Annotated in this window: 18 protein-coding genes; 5 read left to right on the forward strand and 13 right to left on the reverse strand. The window is 74.0% G+C overall.

What is annotated here, in order from left to right; genetic code table 11:
• The first annotated feature begins 61 nt into the window (after positions 1-61).
• Together ACLQ2X_RS14535 and hisC are read left to right on the forward strand one after the other, a co-directional pair.
• Positions 62-1,057, forward strand: a complete 996-nt coding sequence (locus tag ACLQ2X_RS14535) for an RDD family protein (RefSeq protein ID WP_425681534.1) — start codon at positions 62-64, stop codon at positions 1,055-1,057.
• Complete coding sequence (hisC, locus tag ACLQ2X_RS14540) at positions 1,054-2,157, forward strand: histidinol-phosphate transaminase (protein WP_425681535.1); 1,104 nt, start codon at positions 1,054-1,056, stop codon at positions 2,155-2,157. The genes ACLQ2X_RS14535 and hisC overlap by 4 nt, the downstream gene beginning before the upstream one ends.
• Before the next feature lie 46 nt (positions 2,158-2,203).
• Here hisC and ACLQ2X_RS14545 read toward each other — a convergent pair whose 3' ends face one another.
• From ACLQ2X_RS14545 to ACLQ2X_RS14565, 5 genes are all read right to left on the reverse strand, one after another.
• Positions 2,204-3,481: a PQQ-binding-like beta-propeller repeat protein gene (locus ACLQ2X_RS14545; RefSeq protein WP_425681536.1), complete on the reverse strand. Its 1,278-nt coding sequence runs from the start codon at positions 3,479-3,481 to the stop codon at positions 2,204-2,206.
• Positions 3,482-3,548: 67 nt separating this feature from the next.
• Entirely contained in the window at positions 3,549-4,031 is a 483-nt protein-coding gene (locus ACLQ2X_RS14550; protein ID WP_425681537.1) for an SRPBCC family protein, read from the reverse strand.
• 110 nt (positions 4,032-4,141) lie between these two features.
• Entirely contained in the window at positions 4,142-4,351 is a 210-nt protein-coding gene (locus tag ACLQ2X_RS14555) for a DUF397 domain-containing protein (protein ID WP_425681538.1), read from the reverse strand.
• Between the two features lie 138 nt (positions 4,352-4,489).
• Entirely contained in the window at positions 4,490-5,689 is a 1,200-nt protein-coding gene (fahA, locus tag ACLQ2X_RS14560) for a fumarylacetoacetase (RefSeq protein WP_425681688.1), read from the reverse strand.
• A gap of 110 nt (positions 5,690-5,799) precedes the next feature.
• A complete protein-coding gene (locus ACLQ2X_RS14565) occupies positions 5,800-6,666 on the reverse strand; it encodes a hypothetical protein (RefSeq protein ID WP_425681539.1) in 867 nt (288 codons plus the stop codon).
• A 94-nt stretch (positions 6,667-6,760) separates the two neighbouring features.
• Between ACLQ2X_RS14565 and ACLQ2X_RS14570 the strand changes: the two genes are divergently transcribed.
• The gene (locus ACLQ2X_RS14570) at positions 6,761-7,927 is read left to right on the forward strand and encodes a homogentisate 1,2-dioxygenase (RefSeq protein ID WP_425681540.1); all 1,167 of its coding nucleotides are present in this window, start codon (positions 6,761-6,763) and stop codon (positions 7,925-7,927) included.
• A 51-nt stretch (positions 7,928-7,978) separates the two neighbouring features.
• Here ACLQ2X_RS14570 and ACLQ2X_RS14575 read toward each other — a convergent pair whose 3' ends face one another.
• A complete protein-coding gene (locus ACLQ2X_RS14575; protein WP_425681541.1) occupies positions 7,979-9,019 on the reverse strand; it encodes an NAD(P)-dependent alcohol dehydrogenase in 1,041 nt (346 codons plus the stop codon).
• Between the two features lie 48 nt (positions 9,020-9,067).
• Positions 9,068-10,084, reverse strand: coding sequence for a tetratricopeptide repeat protein (locus tag ACLQ2X_RS14580; protein WP_425681542.1), 1,017 nt, complete (start codon positions 10,082-10,084; stop codon positions 9,068-9,070).
• Positions 10,085-10,124: 40 nt separating this feature from the next.
• Between ACLQ2X_RS14580 and ACLQ2X_RS14585 the strand changes: the two genes are divergently transcribed.
• Positions 10,125-10,277: a hypothetical protein gene (locus tag ACLQ2X_RS14585; protein WP_425681543.1), complete on the forward strand. Its 153-nt coding sequence runs from the start codon at positions 10,125-10,127 to the stop codon at positions 10,275-10,277.
• A 39-nt stretch (positions 10,278-10,316) separates the two neighbouring features.
• Here the strand turns inward: ACLQ2X_RS14585 and ispF are convergent, their stop codons facing one another.
• The 3 genes from ispF to ACLQ2X_RS14600 all read right to left on the reverse strand — a co-directional run bounded on the left by ispF (position 10,317) and on the right by ACLQ2X_RS14600 (position 12,134).
• Entirely contained in the window at positions 10,317-10,799 is a 483-nt protein-coding gene (gene ispF, locus ACLQ2X_RS14590; protein ID WP_425681544.1) for a 2-C-methyl-D-erythritol 2,4-cyclodiphosphate synthase, read from the reverse strand.
• A gap of 101 nt (positions 10,800-10,900) precedes the next feature.
• Positions 10,901-11,596 carry a 2-C-methyl-D-erythritol 4-phosphate cytidylyltransferase gene (gene ispD / locus ACLQ2X_RS14595; protein ID WP_425681545.1) on the reverse strand — a complete coding sequence of 232 codons (696 nt, stop codon included), beginning with the start codon at positions 11,594-11,596 and terminating at the stop codon, positions 10,901-10,903.
• A 52-nt stretch (positions 11,597-11,648) separates the two neighbouring features.
• Positions 11,649-12,134 carry a CarD family transcriptional regulator gene (locus ACLQ2X_RS14600; protein WP_425681546.1) on the reverse strand — a complete coding sequence of 162 codons (486 nt, stop codon included), beginning with the start codon at positions 12,132-12,134 and terminating at the stop codon, positions 11,649-11,651.
• 329 nt (positions 12,135-12,463) lie between these two features.
• Here ACLQ2X_RS14600 and ACLQ2X_RS14605 point away from each other — a divergent pair, with 329 nt between their 5' ends.
• Positions 12,464-13,165, forward strand: coding sequence for a hypothetical protein (locus tag ACLQ2X_RS14605; RefSeq protein ID WP_425681547.1), 702 nt, complete (start codon positions 12,464-12,466; stop codon positions 13,163-13,165).
• A gap of 8 nt (positions 13,166-13,173) precedes the next feature.
• Here the strand turns inward: ACLQ2X_RS14605 and ACLQ2X_RS14610 are convergent, their stop codons facing one another.
• From ACLQ2X_RS14610 to ACLQ2X_RS14620, 3 genes are read right to left on the reverse strand one after another with little or no spacing between them, the layout of a single operon-like run.
• A complete protein-coding gene (locus ACLQ2X_RS14610) occupies positions 13,174-13,803 on the reverse strand; it encodes a hypothetical protein (protein ID WP_425681548.1) in 630 nt (209 codons plus the stop codon).
• Between the two features lie 38 nt (positions 13,804-13,841).
• Positions 13,842-14,891: a type III polyketide synthase gene (locus ACLQ2X_RS14615; RefSeq protein ID WP_425681549.1), complete on the reverse strand. Its 1,050-nt coding sequence runs from the start codon at positions 14,889-14,891 to the stop codon at positions 13,842-13,844.
• Between the two features lie 56 nt (positions 14,892-14,947).
• Positions 14,948-16,114 (reverse strand): acyl-CoA dehydrogenase family protein, encoded by a 1,167-nt coding sequence (locus ACLQ2X_RS14620; RefSeq protein ID WP_425681550.1) that lies wholly within the window; start codon positions 16,112-16,114, stop codon positions 14,948-14,950.
• Positions 16,115-16,127: the final 13 nt, after the last annotated feature.

Genomic DNA, 16,127 nt, shown 5'->3' on the forward strand with positions numbered 1-16,127 from the left:
GCGCGAGGAGTGAGCCGGGCCTGCGAGCCCCGCAGTCGAGGACGAGGGCGAGGACGAGTCGGTGAGTGTGCAGCCCGGCTGGTACGTCGACCCCGCTGACCCCCAGACCCGCCGCTGGTGGGACGGCGAGGGTTGGATCGGTGCGCCGATCCCGGTCGACGTCACGCCACCCGACGGCCCTCCGCCGGCCGAGCCCGAGCCGGCGCCGGCCGTCGCGACACCCGGGACCGCCACGGGCGGCACCCCGGACGTGGCCGCCCCCAGCTCGTCACCGGACAGACCCGGTCAGCCGGGCGCGCCCGGACACGGCGGCCCGTGGCCCGGACAGCCCGGACAAGCCGGGCCGGGTGGACCGTGGCCGGCGGAACCCGGGCGACAGGGCAAGGTCGGGTCGGCGCAGCAGGGCCCCCCGCCGGGCTGGCCGTACCCGCACTGGCCGGGCCGCCCGCCGACGCCGGAGCCGCACGGGCTGCCGCTCGCCTCGTACGGGGCGCGCCTCGCCGCCCGGCTGATCGACTTCGGTGTGGTGTTCCTGCTCAACGCCGTGGTCAACGGCTGGTTCGTGTGGCGCTACGTCGAGGCGGTCTGGCCCTACCTGCGGGAGTCGATGCGCCGGGCGATGAACGGGGACACCTCCACCGAGGGACTGCCCCAGATCGACCAGCAGGCCGGCGGCCTCCAACTCGCGATCCTGCTGCTCGCCACGGCGCTCTGGTACGCGTACGAGGTGCCGTCGATGGCGGCGCGCGGGCAGACCTTCGGCAAGCGGCTGATGGGCGTCCGCGCGGTGCCGGTGGAGGCGGACCAGCCGCTCGGCTTCGGCCGGGCCACCCGGCGCTGGAGCACGCTCGGCCTGCCCACGCTGCTCTGGTACTGCTGCGGGCTGGGCCTGCTGCTGCAACTCGTCGACGCGGTATCGCCCCTGTTCGACCAGCCGCTGCGCCAGGCGCTGCACGACAAGCGGGCGCAGACGGTGGTGGTCCAGCTGCCCCGCAACCGGTCCGACCCCCGTACCACCCCGCGCGACCCCGCCGACCCCCCGGGAGACACCTCATGACCGACACCGGACGTCACCAGCCGCCGTTGCGGCTCACCCGCGCCGACCTGGACGCGCTGCCCAACTACGTGCCCGGCCGCAGCCCGGCCGACCTGGCCCGCGAGTTGGGGCTGTCCGAGGCGATCAAGCTGGCCAGCAACGAGGTCCCGTACGGCCCGCTGCCCGGCGTGGTGGAGGCGGTCGCCGAGGCGGTCGCCGGCTCGCACCGCTACCCGGACATGGGCGTGGTGGCGCTGCGTCAGGCCCTCGCCGAGCGCTACGGCGTGGACGCTGACCGGATCGCCACCGGCTGCGGCTCGGTGGCGCTGGCCGAGCACCTGGTCCGCGCCACCTGCCTGCCCGGTGACGAGTTGCTCTACTCGTGGCGCTCCTTCGAGGCGTACCCGATCATCGCGGCGACCAGCGGCGCGACGAGCGTGCGGGTGCCGAACGACGCCGGCCACGGGCACGACCTGGACGCCATGGCGGCGGCGGTGACCGACCGGACCCGGATGATCCTCGTCTGCAACCCGAACAACCCGACCGGCACGTCGGTGCGCCGGGCCGAGCTGGACCGCTTCCTCGACGCCGTACCGGACGACGTGCTTGTGGTGATCGACGAGGCGTACCGGGAGTTCGTCACGGACCCGGAAGTGCCGGACGGCCTCACCTACCTGGACCGGCCGAACGTGGCGGTGCTGCGCACCCTGTCCAAGGCGTGGGGCCTGGCCGGCCTGCGGATCGGCTGGCTCGTCGCGGAGCCGACCGTGGCCGCCGCGGTACGCAAGGTGGTCACCCCGTTCTCCACGAGCACGGCGGCCCAGGCCGGCGCGCTGGCCGCGCTGGCGCAGGCCGACGAGGTGCGCCGGCGCTGCGCGCTGGTGGTGGCCGAGCGGGATCGGGTCACCGAGGCGCTGCGCAAGTTCGTCCCGGACGTGCCGGAGAGCCAGGCCAACTTCGTCTGGCTGCCGCTGGGTGAGCGGGCGGTCGGCTTCGGCCGGGCCTGCGAGGCGCGTGGCGTGATCGTCCGGCCGTTCCCCGGCGACGGTGTGCGCGTCACCATCGGCACCCCGACGGAGAACGACGCGTTCCTGGCCGCCGCCGAGGCGGCGCTGGCCTGACCGGGTCCTCCGACCCCGCCGGTCCGACCGCTGCCCGCCGCCCCGCTCAGGTGGCGGCGAGCAGCACCGGCTCGGCCATCAGGAAGTAGCCCTGGTCGTCGTCGGCCGGGCGGGCGTCCTCCCGCAGCCGCTCCACCGTCACGTAGCCGTCGACCGCGAACGCCCGGCCCGGAAGCCACCCGATGCCGTCGCGGCCGAGGTCCAGCACGAAACGGGACCGGGTGGCGCCGGTGATCGGGTCGACGGTGACCAGCTCCCGCCTGTCGGTCAGCAGGTGCACCCGGCCCGGCTCGGTGGCGAGCACCCGGGCCGGGTGGAGGTCGGACCGACGCCACAGCTCCTCGCCGCTGCGCGGTGAGCGGCCGGTCACCACCCCACCGGAGGTGTCCACCACCCGCTCGCCGTCAAGCGCCGTGTCCGGCCCGTCCAGGCCGGAGGCGGCCGTCGGATCGCCCGGGTCGGCCACCAGCCAGCCCCGGCTGCCCTCACCGCCCGGTCCGGCGGTACGCAGGCCCCGGCATCCGGAGTGCCCGTACCGGCAGCCGACCGGGGTGACCGTGAGCTGGGCGGGTGCGTCCGGCGGACGCCAGCGGGTGCGTACCGCACCGGTCGCCGCGTTCCGTAGCTCGATCGCCGCCGTCCCGTCGCAGCGGTCCACCCCGACGAGTTCGCCGCTGGCCGTCGTGCCCACGTCGGCCCGACAGTCCCGACGTACCTCGGCCCGCCACAGCCGGCGACCGTCGGTGAGGGCGTACCCGCCGATCCCGGCCGGCCCGGCGGCGAGCAGCACGGTGCGACCGTCGGCGGTGCGGGCGACGTGCAGGCCCGCGGGGTCCCAGACGGTGGTGGCGTAGGTGCGGCGGGGCTGCTGCACCGCGCCCGGTTCCGGGCCGTCGGCCTGCCATGTCACCCGGCCGGTACGCGCGTCCAACGCCACGAGCTTCCCGTCGGACCAGCGGCTGACCACCGTGGTGTCCTGGGCCAGCACCCCGACCAGCTTCGCCGGCCAGCGCCGGTAGGACCAGAACGGGGTGACCCGGTGCCGGCCGGTGACCGGCTGGTCCGCGTACACCTGTCGGGTGCCGGCGTAGACGCGGAGCCGGCCGTCGACGACAAGCGGCGCGACCGGCAGCCGCGCGATCACCCCGGCGGTCGGCGCGGGCGCCGCCGGGTACGGATCCCGGGCGACGGTGTCGACGTCGGCCGGCTTCAGCACCCGGACGACCACGACGACCGACGCCACGACGGCGAGCACCGCCACCAGCGCCACCAGGGGGCGCCGCCTCGCGGCCGCCACCACCTGCCGCATCGCGGCCTTCGCCATCCGCCACCTCCGCCCCGGCACCCTACCGGCCGGACCGGCGTCGGGTGCGGCGAGCGGCCGGCTCGGCTCAGGCGGCCTCGGCGGAAGGGGCCGGGCCGGCGGCCCGGGCCAGGTCGGCCAGGTCACGCCGGAGCGCGCCCTCCACCGCCCGGGCGGCCAGGCCGCCGAGGATCAGCGCCAGGACCCGGCCGTACGGCCGGGTCGGCATCGCCTTCTGCTCGACGGTGACCTCGGTGCAGCCGCGCCGCCGCCGCTCGACGGTGCGCAGCGTCCAGGTGATCCGGTAGTCCACGCCGGCCCCGCGGGAGGCGAGCACCAGGCGGCCCGGCCGGACCGCTTCGACGACCTCGAACTCCTCCACGGCCGTCCCGCCGTCGGGTCGGCCCCGGGTCTCCCGCCAGGTGGTGCCCGGACCGACGTCGCCCCGGGTGAGCACCTCGATCGTGCCGACCGCGGTGAGCCACTCGGCACGGGTCGGCAGGTCGGTGAGCAGCCGCCACAGGTCCGCGTCCCGCGCTTCGACGAATGCGGAAACCGTCACCGTGGACATAGGCACCTCCCGTGGCGTCCACCGTACGGGCCGTAACGGTCGAGGGGGAGCCCCGCGGCGACATTTCCACCCGGCAGCCCCGTGCGCCCGGGCACCGGATTCGGCCGGGTTCAGCCCCGCAGGGCGCCCCCGCGCACCGCGCCGACGAACGCCGACCAGCCCGGCGGGCTCACCGCGAGCGCGGGACCGCCCGGGTCCTTCGAGTCGCGTACGCCCACCACTCCGTGCGCGGCGACCACGTTCGTGGCCACCTGCACGCACAGGCCCTGGTCGTTGGAGCGGCTGCTGGTACGCCAGACGGCGCCGGTCAGCTCGGTCATGCCCGGTCCTTCCTGTTCGTCTTGCTCCCGCGGGCGTCCACCCGTTCGGGCGACACGCGATCCGGAGCGGTCAACGAACCAACGAACCGGCCACCGTCGCACATCGGGTGCGACGGGGGCCGGTCGGGGAGGTCGGGGTCAGCGGGCCGGCAGGACCGTTCCGGTGACCTCGCCCAGCGCGACGGTGGTGCCGTCCGGGCCGGGCGCGGTGGCGGTGATCGTCACGGTGTCGCCGTCCTCCAGGAAGGTCCGCTCGCTGCCGTCCGGGAACTTCACCGGCTCGGACCCGCCCCAGGTGAGCTCCAGGAACGAGCCGACCTGGCCACGGTCCGGGCCGGAGACGGTGCCGGAGGCGTACAGGTCGCCGGTGCGCAGCGACGCGCCGTTGACGGTGAGATGGGCGAGTTGCTGCGCGGGCGTCCAGTACATGGTGGCGAACGGTGGCTCGGCCACCCGCTCGCCGTTCCACCGCACGGACAGCCTCAGGTCCAATCCCAGGTGCGGCGTGTCGTGCAGGTAGCCCTGCACCGGCGGGTCCTGGTGGGGGGCGGGGACGAACGCGTCGGCGAGCGCCTCCAGCGGGGTGATCCAGGCCGAGACCGAGGTGGCGAACGACTTGCCGAGGAACGGCCCGAGCGGCTGGTACTCCCAGGCCTGGATGTCCCGGGCCGACCAGTCGTTGACAAGCACCACGCCGAAGACGTGGTCGGCGAAGTCCGTCACCGGCACCCGCTCGCCGAGCCGGCTCGGCACCCCGACCACGAAGCCCACCTCGGCCTCGATGTCCAGGCGTACCGAGGCACCGGTGGTGGGGCCCTGCGCGCTGGCCCGCTGCCCGGTGGGGCGGACCACGGGCGTGCCGGAGACCACCACCGTGCCGGCCCGGCCGTGGTAGCCGATCGGCACGTGCTTCCAGTTCGGCAGCAGCGGCGGCTGGCCGGGGCGGAAGATCTGCCCGACGTTCGAGGCGTGGTGCTCGGAGGAGTAGAAGTCGACGTAGTCGGCCACCTCGAACGGAAGCGCCATCTCCACCTCGCGCAGCGGCACCAGCAGCGGCTCGACCGCCGCCCGGTGCGCCGGGTCGGTGAGCAGTTCGGTGATCCGCTGCCGGACGGCCGTCCACTGCGGGCGGCCGAGCGCCATGAAGGCGTTCAGGGCGGGCTCGCCCAACGCGCCGCCGGCCAGTACCAGACCGGCCGCCTCGGCGGCGGCCAGGTCCAGCACCGCCTCGCCGATGCGGACGCCGATGCGCGGCTCGTGGTCACCGTGCCGGAACACGCCGTACGGCAGGTTCGTCACCCCGTACGGCGACCCCGCCACACCTGGAACCCAGCTCATGAGGTGCCGACCGGGCATGCCCTCACGGCCCTCGCTCCGCTCGGTGCGTTCGCTCATGCCGTGCCGACCGGGCATGCCCTCACGGCCCTCGCTCCGCTCGGTGCGTTCGCTCATGCCTCGTAGCCTCCGTTCACCAGCCCCAGCCGGATCAGATCGGTAAGTGGTTCGGAGATGCTGCACGAGCCGTACCCGACCCAGAGCGGACGCTCGGCGTCGCGGTGCGCCCGGGTCAGCTCGATGACGCGTACCGGGTCGGTGGCGGCGAGCAGTTCGGCCACCCCGCCGACCTCGGCGCCCCCGACCGCGGCCAGCGTCGCGCCCAGCACGTTGACGAAACCGTGGTGGGTGAAGCCGGTCTCCGGGTCGCGGTGCCGGATCGCCTGGTGCAGGCCGGCGGTGAGCTTGAACGGCAGTTCCCGGTCCCGGCAGGCGCAGATCACCGCGGCCAGCTCGGCAGGGGTCGGGAACAGTTCGGCGGCGAGCCCGCCGGTGCGGAACTTGGCCGCCACCGGGAGTCCGCCGGCCCGCGCCTGCGCGAGCGCGTCCAGCGCGCCCATCAGCCCGAAGGTCAGCGGGATCTCGGCGTAGAGGAGGACGCCGCCGAGCCGGTCGGCGAGCGTGAGCAGCTCGGTGAGCCCGGGTTGCGGGTCCTGGCCACGCTTGGCGACCGGCGCCTCGATCTGTCGCACGGTCACCCCGTCGGCGGCGAGCAGTTCCCGCGCGGCCGGCAGCTGGTCGATTCCGGTGTCGCCGATCAGCCCGACGACGTAGCCCTCGGCCGGGTCGGTCAGGCCGCGCAGCGAGCCGCGCTGGATCTCCGAGGCGGGCAGCAGCAGCGGGCCGACCAGGTTGGCGTACCAGGTGTCGCGGTGCCGGCGGTGCGCGGTCACCGCGTCGGGCAGCGCGGCGTTGCCGGGCGGGAAGACCGCGGCGTCGTCCACCAGGCCGTCGAGGAGGCGGGGAACCTGCGTTGACACGAGACAAGAATGTACGGGACGCTACGAGGAACGGACAACAGCGTCCGATTATCGGACGCGATCGGCCGGAGAACGCGACATATCGGGAGGCGAGATGCCGTACTACCGCCGCGTCGGCGACGTGCCCCGCAAGCGCCACACCCAGTTCCGGCAACCCGACGGCACGCTCTACGCCGAGGAACTGGTCGGTCAGGAGGGCTTCTCCTCCGACTCGTCGCTGCTCTACCACCGGCACGCGCCGACCGCGATCCTCGCCGCGCAGGAGTACGCCCCACCCGCCGCCACCCGCGTGCCGAACCTGCCACTCAAGCCGCGCCACCTGCGCACACACAAACTCGACGGCACCGGCGCGGACCCGGTCCTCGGCCGGCAGTACCTGCTCGCAAACGACGACGTGCGGATCGCGTACGTGCTGGCCGACCGGCCGTCACCGCTGTTCCGCGACGCCACCGGCGACCACTGCCTCTACCTGGAAGCCGGCTCACTGCGGGTCGAGTCGCCGTTCGGTGCGCTCGACGCGGTGGCCGGCGACTACGTCGTCATCCCCACCTCGACCATCCACCGGCTCGTGCCCACCGGCGACGAACCGACCCGGCTGCTCGCCGTCGAGGCCACCGGGCACATCGGCCCGCCCAAGCGCTACCTCTCCGTACGCGGACAGTTCCTGGAGCACTCCCCCTACTGCGAGCGTGACGTCCGCGGACCCGACACCCCGCTGCTCGTCGACGGCGAGGAGGTGGAGGTGCTGGTCCGGCACCGGCGCGGTTGGACGAAGTACGTCTACGCCAACCACCCGTTCGACGTCGTGGGCTGGGACGGACACATGTACCCCTGGGCGTTCTCCATCCACGACTTCGAGCCGATCACCGGCCGCATCCACCAGCCGCCGCCGGTGCACCAGACGTTCCAGGGCCCGAACTTCGTGATCTGCTCGTTCGTGCCGCGCAAGGTGGACTACCACCCGGCAGCCATCCCGGTGCCGTACAACCACCACAACGTCGACTCCGACGAGATGCTGTTCTACACCGGCGGCAGCTACGAGGCGCGGCGCGGCTCCGGCATCGAGCAGGGCTCGATCTCGCTGCACCCGTCCGGCTTCACCCACGGCCCCCAGCCCGGCGCGGCCGAACGGTCGATCGGGGCGGAGTTCTTCGACGAGCTGGCGGTCATGGTGGACACGTTCCGCCCGCTTGACCTCTGCGACGCGGCCACCGCGTGCGAGGACGACGGCTACGCCTGGACCTGGGCGCGCAAGCCCTGACGTACGCCGGAAGGGGCCGCGCCGGCACGGACGCGACCCCTTCCGCGGCGGTCAGAACGTCGAGGCGTCGATGACGAAGCGGTAGCGCACGTCGGAGGCGAGCACCCGCTCGTACGCCTCGTTGATCTTCTCGGCGGGCACCACCTCGACCTCGGCGCCCAGCCCGTGCTCGGCGCAGAAGTCGAGCATCTCCTGGGTCTCGGCGATGCCACCGATCACCGAGCCGGCCAGCGACCGCCGGGCCGGGATCAGCGAGAACGCGCGCACCGACAGCGGCTCCTCCGGCGCCCCCACGTTGACAAGCGTGCCGTCCACGGCCAGCAATCCCAGGTACGCGTTTACGTCCACGGTGGCGCTGACCGTGTTGATGATCAGGTCGAACGAGCCGGCCAACGTGGTGAACGTGTCCTCGTCCGAGGTGGCGTGGTAGTGGTCGGCGCCGAGCCGCAGCCCGTCCTCCCGCTTCTTCAACGACTGGGACAGCACCGTCACCTCGGCGCCCATGGCGTGGGCCAGCTTCACCGCCATGTGCCCCAGGCCGCCCATGCCGACCACGGCCACCCGGCGGCCCGGCCTGGCGTTCCAGTGCCGCAGCGGCGAGTAGGTGGTGACGCCCGCGCAGAGCAGCGGCGCGGCGGCATCCAACTCGATGCCGTCGGGGATGCGCAGCACGAAGTCCTCGGCGACCACAATGGCCTGCGCGTAACCGCCCTGGGTGGGTTCGCCGTCCCGGCCCACCCCGCCGTACGTACCGACGTTGCCCTTCAGGCAGTACTGCTCCAGGCCGTTGCGGCAGTTGTCGCACTCCCGGCAGGAGTCGACCATGCAACCGACGCCGACCCGGTCACCGACGGCGAACTTCGTCACCGCGGAACCGACCTCCCGCACCACGCCGGTGATCTCATGGCCGACCACGAGCGGATATCTCGTCGGACCCCACTCGCTGCGTGCGGTGTGGATGTCGGAGTGGCAGATGCCGCAGAACCTGATGTCGATCGCGACGTCGTCCGGTCCGAGGTCCCGCCGCTCGATCGTGGTCGGGACGAGTGGTCCGGTCGCGGACGTGGCCGCGTAGGCATTGACGGTGAACACGGATTCCCGCTTCCTGAAGCAGACGGTGGTGCCCGTCTTCCTACCCACTCAACGACGAGTGAGGCCGGTGAATCCGGCCACCACCGCGGCGGAGACCGCACCGGCCAGCGGCCACGGGCTGCCGACCAGCGCGTACACCAGGAGCAGCACCGGTGCGGCGCCCGCCGCGTACGCCGCCGGGGTCAACAGGCCGGGCCGGCCGTCACGCGGACCGACAAGTCGCGACGCCGGCCGCCAGGCGAGCACCACCACACCGACCGCCGCCAGCGCCGCGAGCAGCCGCGACGCACCCGACGCGGCCGGCGCCAGGACGGCGGCCAGCACGGCGGCGAACAACGACCAGCCGGCGACGGACAGCACCAGCCGGCGCAGCCCGGCGTCCACCGCCCGGGCCGGGTCGACCCGGGCCGTGGGCAGGTCGGCCACCGCGGTCAGGTGTTCCAGCGTCTCGGCGTAGCGGCGCCGCTCCAACCGGGCCACGCCCACGTCCCGACCCGCCTCGGCCAGTTCGGGGTCCAGCCGCAGCGCCTCCCGGTAGGCGCGCTCCGCCAGGTCGAACAACCCCAGCCGGACCGCGACCAGGCCGAGCACCAGGTGCGCCTCCGGCTCGTCCGGGCTCAGCTCGACGCCCCGCCACGCCGCGTCCAGCGCCGCCTGCCCGTTGCGGGAGGCGGAGAGGATGGCCGCGGCGCTGCGCTGCGCGTACGCGTCGGTGGCTCCCGCCGCCAGGATCTGCTCCGCGGTGGCCGCGGCGGCCGGCCAGCGTTCCAGGTCCAGCAGCGCGAACCCGCGCGCCACGAGCACCGGTACGGCCGCTGCGGCCCGCTCGGCCACGGCGGCCCCGGCAGCGGGCGTCCCGGTCGCGGCGAGCGCCTCGGCCGGCCGGTCCGCGGCGAGGTGCATCCGGGCCAGCATCGTCAACGCGGGCAGGTGCGCGGGCTGGGCCGCGATCAGCGCGGCCAGCTCGGCAATCCCCTCGTCGTAGCGGCCCAGCTCGGCGAGGAGGTGCGCGCGTTGCAGGTAGCCGTCGGCGGCGGACTGGTCGGGGGCGGCGTCACTCGGCATCCCGGCGAGCGTATCCGGCCGGTGCACCGGATGCCGACGGGTGTCAGGCACTCCGGCAGGACGTGCCCGGCGCGGCGCCGCACGGTTGTGGATCGTCGACGGCCAGTTCCGGGTGGAGTTCTCCCCCACCTACGACAAGACCATCACGATGCTCCACGGGACGACCCACAACCTCTGCACCGACGTGGACTGATCCGGGGGTGCGCGGTGGCCGGCGTGGCCGGTCACCGCGTCAGTCCGCGGGCGCCTCGTAGACCAGGGCGACCGCGATGCCGGCCAGGCCTTCCCCGCGCCCGGTGAAGCCCAGGCCGTCCGTGGTGGCCGCGGAGATCGTCACGGGTGCGCCGACCGCGTCGGAGAGCACCCGTTGCGCCTCCTCCCGGCGCGGCCCGATCTTGGGCCGGTTGCCGACCACCTGCACCGACACGTTGCCGATCCGGAAGCCCGCCGCGCGGACCCGACGCGCACTCTCGGTCAGCAGCGCCACCCCGGAGGCACCCGCCCACTCGGGCTGGTCGACGCCGAAGTTCGCGCCCAGGTCACCGAGACCGGCGGCGGAGAGCAGCGCGTTGCAGGCGGCGTGCGCGGCCACGTCGGCGTCGGAGTGACCGGCCAGGCCGTCCTGTTCCGGCCAGTGCAGGCCCGCCACCCAGCAGGGCCTCCCGGCCGCGAACGCGTGCACGTCGGTGCCGACGGCCACCCGAGGAACGATCATGAGCAGAGCGTACGCGGGCTCGTCGTGCCGAAGTTCCGATCGCGGCGGCGGAACGCCCTCAGGGGCCGCCTCCCACCAGGATTCGAAGCCGCAGCGCGCTGTCAGGCGCCGGTGGTCAGCAGGTATTCGGCGAGAGCCAGGTCGAACGGCCGGGTGATCTTCAAGGCCAGTTCGGAACCGGGCACGCAGGTCACCGTCACACCCTGCTTCTCGACCAGCCCGGCGTCGTCGGTGAGCGGATCACCGGCGGACCGGTGAGCGGCGGCGAGCACCGACCGGCGGAAGCCCTGCGGCGTCTGCACGGAGCGCAGGGCGGCACGGTCGACGGTGCCGAGCACCCGCTCGGCACCGTCGACCTCCTTGACGGTGTCCACCACCGGCAGGACCGGGATCACCGCGTCGCGCCCCGTCCGGATCGCGGCGGCCACCGACTCGACCAGTTCGGGCGGGGTGAGCGCCCGGGCCGCGTCGTGCACGAGGACGATCTCCGGCCCGGCGGGCACGGCGGCAAGGGCCGCCGCGACGGACGCCTGACGTTCGGCGCCGCCGGGCACCACGATCACCGGCGCCACCGGCGCCAGCATCGCCCGAACCGCCTCCACGTCGGCCACCGGAGCGGCCACCACGATCGTGTGCACCGACTCGGCGGCGGCCACCCGGCGCACCGCGTGCACCAGCAACGGCTCGCCGGCCAGCAGCCGGAGCGCCTTCGGCGCGCCGGGGCCCAGGCGCACCCCGGCACCGGCCGCAGGAACGAGGACCGCGACGTCACCGCGCGGATTGAGCTGCGCGGTCACGTCGCGGTCCTCGGATTCGTTCGCTGCGAGCCGGGTAGAGCAGAGGTGTGGATCAGGCCTCGGTCAGCACCTTGTCGAGAAGCGTCTCGGCCTCGTCCTTGGTGCTCTTCTCCGCCAGCGCGACCTCACCGACGAGAATGTCACGAGCCTTGGCGAGCATGCGCTTCTCACCCGCCGACAGACCCCGCTCCCGCTCCCGACGCCACAGGTCGCGGACGACCTCGGCCACCTTCAGCGGGTTACCGGAGGCCAGCTTCTCCAGATTCGCCTTGTAACGCCGCGACCAGTTGGTCGGCTCCTCGGTGTGCGGTGCACGGAGCACGTCGAAGACCTTACCCAGGCCCTCTTCGCCGACCACCTCGCGCACACCCACGATCTCGGCGTTCTCGGCGGGAACCCGGACCGTCAGGTCACCCTGCGCGACCCTCAGGACGAGGTATTCCCTGGGCTCGCCCTTGACGACCCGAGTCTCGATTGCCTCGATGAGTGCGGCCCCGTGGTGGGGGTAAACAACGGTCTCGCCGACACTGAAAACCATAGGTTCGAAACCCCTTTCGCTGTGTCTAGGGTAACACGGTCAGGCACCGATGTCTCACCGCTGTCCTGACCGTTGGCGCAGCTCAGGGGCCCTGTGAGAGGTATTTCTTCAGCTTGACAGGCGGTCAAACCGATGGTTCCGACACGCTCCGTGAGGAACACGTGACATCCCGGTGAGAGATGACGGGAGCGACCTGATCTAGGGCGATGCGCTCCTTCCATGGTAGCGCCGCGAGTCCGTCCCCGCCCAGGTGTGGCGCTACGACCGCCTGTGGGGGACGCTTGTGGGTGGACGCGACGTCCGCTCACCGCGACGTTCCTGGGGGTCCGATGGGCGTGCCTGATGCTGACGGCCAGGGGCCGCCGGAGGGGCTGCCCGGCCTGCCACCCGAATGGGGCAGGGTGGTCATCCCCGACGACGCCTCGGCGCTCGCCGACGAAGCGCGGCAGGTCCGCCGCGAGCTGCGCCGGCAACGGCGGGAAGCACGGGGCACCGGCGCGCACACAGCCTCGACCCGGATCGGGCTGCCCACGCTGATCCTGCTCGTCTCGGTGCTCGTCACCCTGGCCGGGCTGGCCGCCGTCACCTGGCCCCGCGCGCACCGCTCCGACACCCCGACCGGACGGCCGCCCATCAGCGCCACACCGCAGCCGGTGGGGCCGCTGCCCGCGCTGGACCTGGCCGGCGTCGGCGACACGCCGGTGCCGCTGCGCAGCCTGCTACCCGCCATGATCATTCTGGTCGACGCGTGCGCCTGCGCCGAGCAGGTCGGCACCGCCGTCCGCGCCGCGCCACCCGGGGTCACCGTGGTCACCGTGACCGAGGGCCGCCGAGCCCGACCCGCCACCCTCCCCGGGGTACGCCCACTCGGTGACCCGGCCGGCGGGCTGCGGTCCTACCTGCACCTGACACCCCGCCCCGACACCGCCGTCGCGCTGCTGGTGGACCGCCGAGGCACTCCCGTCCGGTTGGTGCCGGAACTCGGCCCACTGTCGGACTACGGCGCCGACCTGGCCCGGCTGGGCGGCTGAAAACCCGGTCAGTAGAGCGCCACGAGCCGGGCGTCCAGGTCGGCCACACCCCGCACCGCGGTGAACCGCACCAGGACCGGCTCGCCCGTACCGCCGGTCACCGGCATGTCCAACCACCCGCCGCACGTGAGCAACGGCTCGACGCCCCGGGCCCCCCGCGCGGCACCGAACACCCGCACGGCCACCTCGCCGTCGCCCGAACAGCGCACCGAAAGCCGGTAGTCGTCACCCGACGACGGGTTCACCTGCCGCACCACCGGCCGCCCACCCACCGCCAGCCGGGACGTCTCCCGCCACACCACGTGCGACTCCCGGAGCACCGCCCTGTCCTCCGCCGTGACAATCGTCGACCGGCCCGGAAAAGCGGACGGGGCCGCACCCGGCCGCAGCGTCATGCTCCGCCTGGTCCCCGACAGCTGCCGGGCCTCCCCCGTCCGCGGATCGACCATCCACACCCCCGGCGTCCGCGCCGTGCTGCCGGACGGAGCCAGGGCCAGCACCGACGCGGCCGTGCCGGAGGCCGGCACGGCCGTGGCCGGGGGCGGTGCGGCCGACCGCCACCACCACGCGCCGCCCACCACCGCCAGCACGGTCAGGCCGACCAGCAACACCCGCCCGTCCCGCTCCTCGGAGGCCATCCGGTCAGCGTATCCGCGCGCGACCACCGGAGCGAGCGTCAGTCCTCGCGCTCCAGCAACGCCGCGTAGAGCGTCAGCCCCGGCCCGAAGGCGAGCATCACCACCCGGCGCGGCGCCGACGGAGAAGACCACAACCGGTCCAGGATCAGCAGCACCGTCGGCGACGAGCAGTTGCCGTGCTCCGCGAGCGTGTCCCGGGACGCCGCCAGCGCGGACGGCGGCAGGGCCAACTCGCGCTCCACCACGTTGAGGATGCGCGGGCCGCCCGGGTGCACCGCCCAGCCGTCCACCTCGGAGCGGGTGCACCCGTGCCGCGCCAGCAGGTCGTCCACCAGGTCACGTACGTGTCGGGAGAGGACCTGCGGCACCTTGGGCGACAGGCCCATCCGGAAACCCATGTCCGTGACGTCCCAGGTCATGTGATCGGCCGTGGAGGTGTCGGTGACCGAGATGACCTCGCGCAACGCGTACCCCCGGCCCCCCGGAACGACCACGGCGGCGACCGCGGCGTCCGAGAACAGCGCGTGGGACACGATCTGCTGGGTGTCCACCCGGGCGCCCGGCGGCTGGATGTGCAGACTGGTCAACTCCGCGCAGAGCAGCAGCGCGGCCCGCCCCCGGGCGATGACGTAGTTGCTCGCCGCCCCCAGCCCGGGCAGGGCCGCGTAGCAGCCCATGTGACCGACGAACATGCGCTGGGTGTCCGGCGCCATCCCGAGGTCCCGGGCGAGCAGGATGTCCAGCCCCGGAGTGGCGTACCCGGTGCAGGAACAGACCACGAACAGGCCGATGTCCGCGGCGTCCAGACCGGCGGCGGTCAGCGCCCGGCTCACCGCCTCCTTGCCCAACGGCAGCGCCTCGACCTGGTAGCGGCGCATCCGGCGTTCGGTCGGCCACTCCGAGACGTCCTCCAGCAACGGGTTGACCGCCGCCTGCCGACGGGTCACCCCCGAATTGGCGAACACCCGCTCGGCCAACGCCCGGGTGTTCCCGGAGAAGTGCCGCGCGAAGAAGCCCGACCACAACTCGTCCTGCGCCGCAGCCGGCGGCTGCGCCGTACCCAGACCCGCGATCACCGGTACGCCCACGTCCCCACCCTCGCCCTCACTCGCTCGCACGCACAACCGGCTCACTCCTCGCACTCTCACCAACGAGGGGTGGCCACGTCCCGGTCCGGATCACCACCCAACGCCGCGATGCCGAGCCAGTCGGCGCACACGTCGGACGTGGCCGGGTGCAGTGAGCCGCAGCGGGCGTCCCGGTAGAGACGCTCCAACGGATGCCCACGCCGGGTCGCCGACGTGCCCGCCGCCTCCAGCATGGACGCCGCGACCTCGGCGGCCGTGGTGCCGGCCAGCAGCTTCGCGCGCCACACCCAACGGTTCGTCTCGGCGTCCCCGGGGGCCTCGTCGACCCGGCGGGCCGCCTCGGCGACCACCAGCTCGGCGGCGGCGGTGGCCGCGTCCGCCCGACCCAGCCGGGCCCGGACCGCCGGCAGACCGGCGAGGTTGCGGGCGTTCAGGTGCTCGGCGGCGGCGTCGATCGCTGCCCGGGCCACGCCGACGTAGACCGCCGCGTAGCTGGCCACCAGCCAGTGCGGCATCAACTGCGCCACCACCAGCGCCAGCCCCTCGACCCCGCCGAGCAGCCGGTCGGCCGGGACGGTCACGTCCAGGTGCACGTCGTGCGAGGAGGTGGCCCGCATGCCGAGCGAGTCCCAGGTGGGTTCGACGGTGATCCCCTCGCCCGCCGGCACCAGGAACTGGGACACCAGGGACTGGTCGGTGGCGCTGCGGGCGGCCACCAGGTAGCCGTCGGGGTGGCCGGCCCCGGAGCAGAACGTCTTGCTGCCCTTGATGTGCCAGCCGCCGTCGACCGGCTCGTAGACGGTGCTGAGCTGCGACAACCGGGCACCGGCGGCGCGCTCGCTCATCGCCACCGCGTACCAGGCACCGTCGGCCGCCGCGCGCAGCAGCCGATCCCGGGCGGCCAGCGCCTCGTCCGGTACGCCGAGCGCCTCCGCCAGGTCCTCGGTGACCGCGCCCAACGCCCCGGTGACCGAGGCGTGCATGTTGAACACCAGCGCGGTCGCGCCGTTGCCCCGGGCCAGTTCGGTGGCGACCGCGGCGTACTCGGCGAAGCTGGCGCCCGCACCGCCCAGCCCGGCCGGCACCATCAGGCCGAACAGGCCGGCGGCGCGCAGGTCGGCGAAGTCGTCCACGGGGAACGAGCCGTCCCGGTCGTGCCCGGCCGCGCGGGCGGCCAGTCGCGGCGCCAACCGGCGGGCCGCCTCCAGCGCGTGCACAGTCATGTCGCCCCCTTCT

This window comes from Micromonospora sp. DT31 (assembly GCF_049841795.1).
GTDB lineage: Bacteria > Actinomycetota > Actinomycetes > Mycobacteriales > Micromonosporaceae > Micromonospora.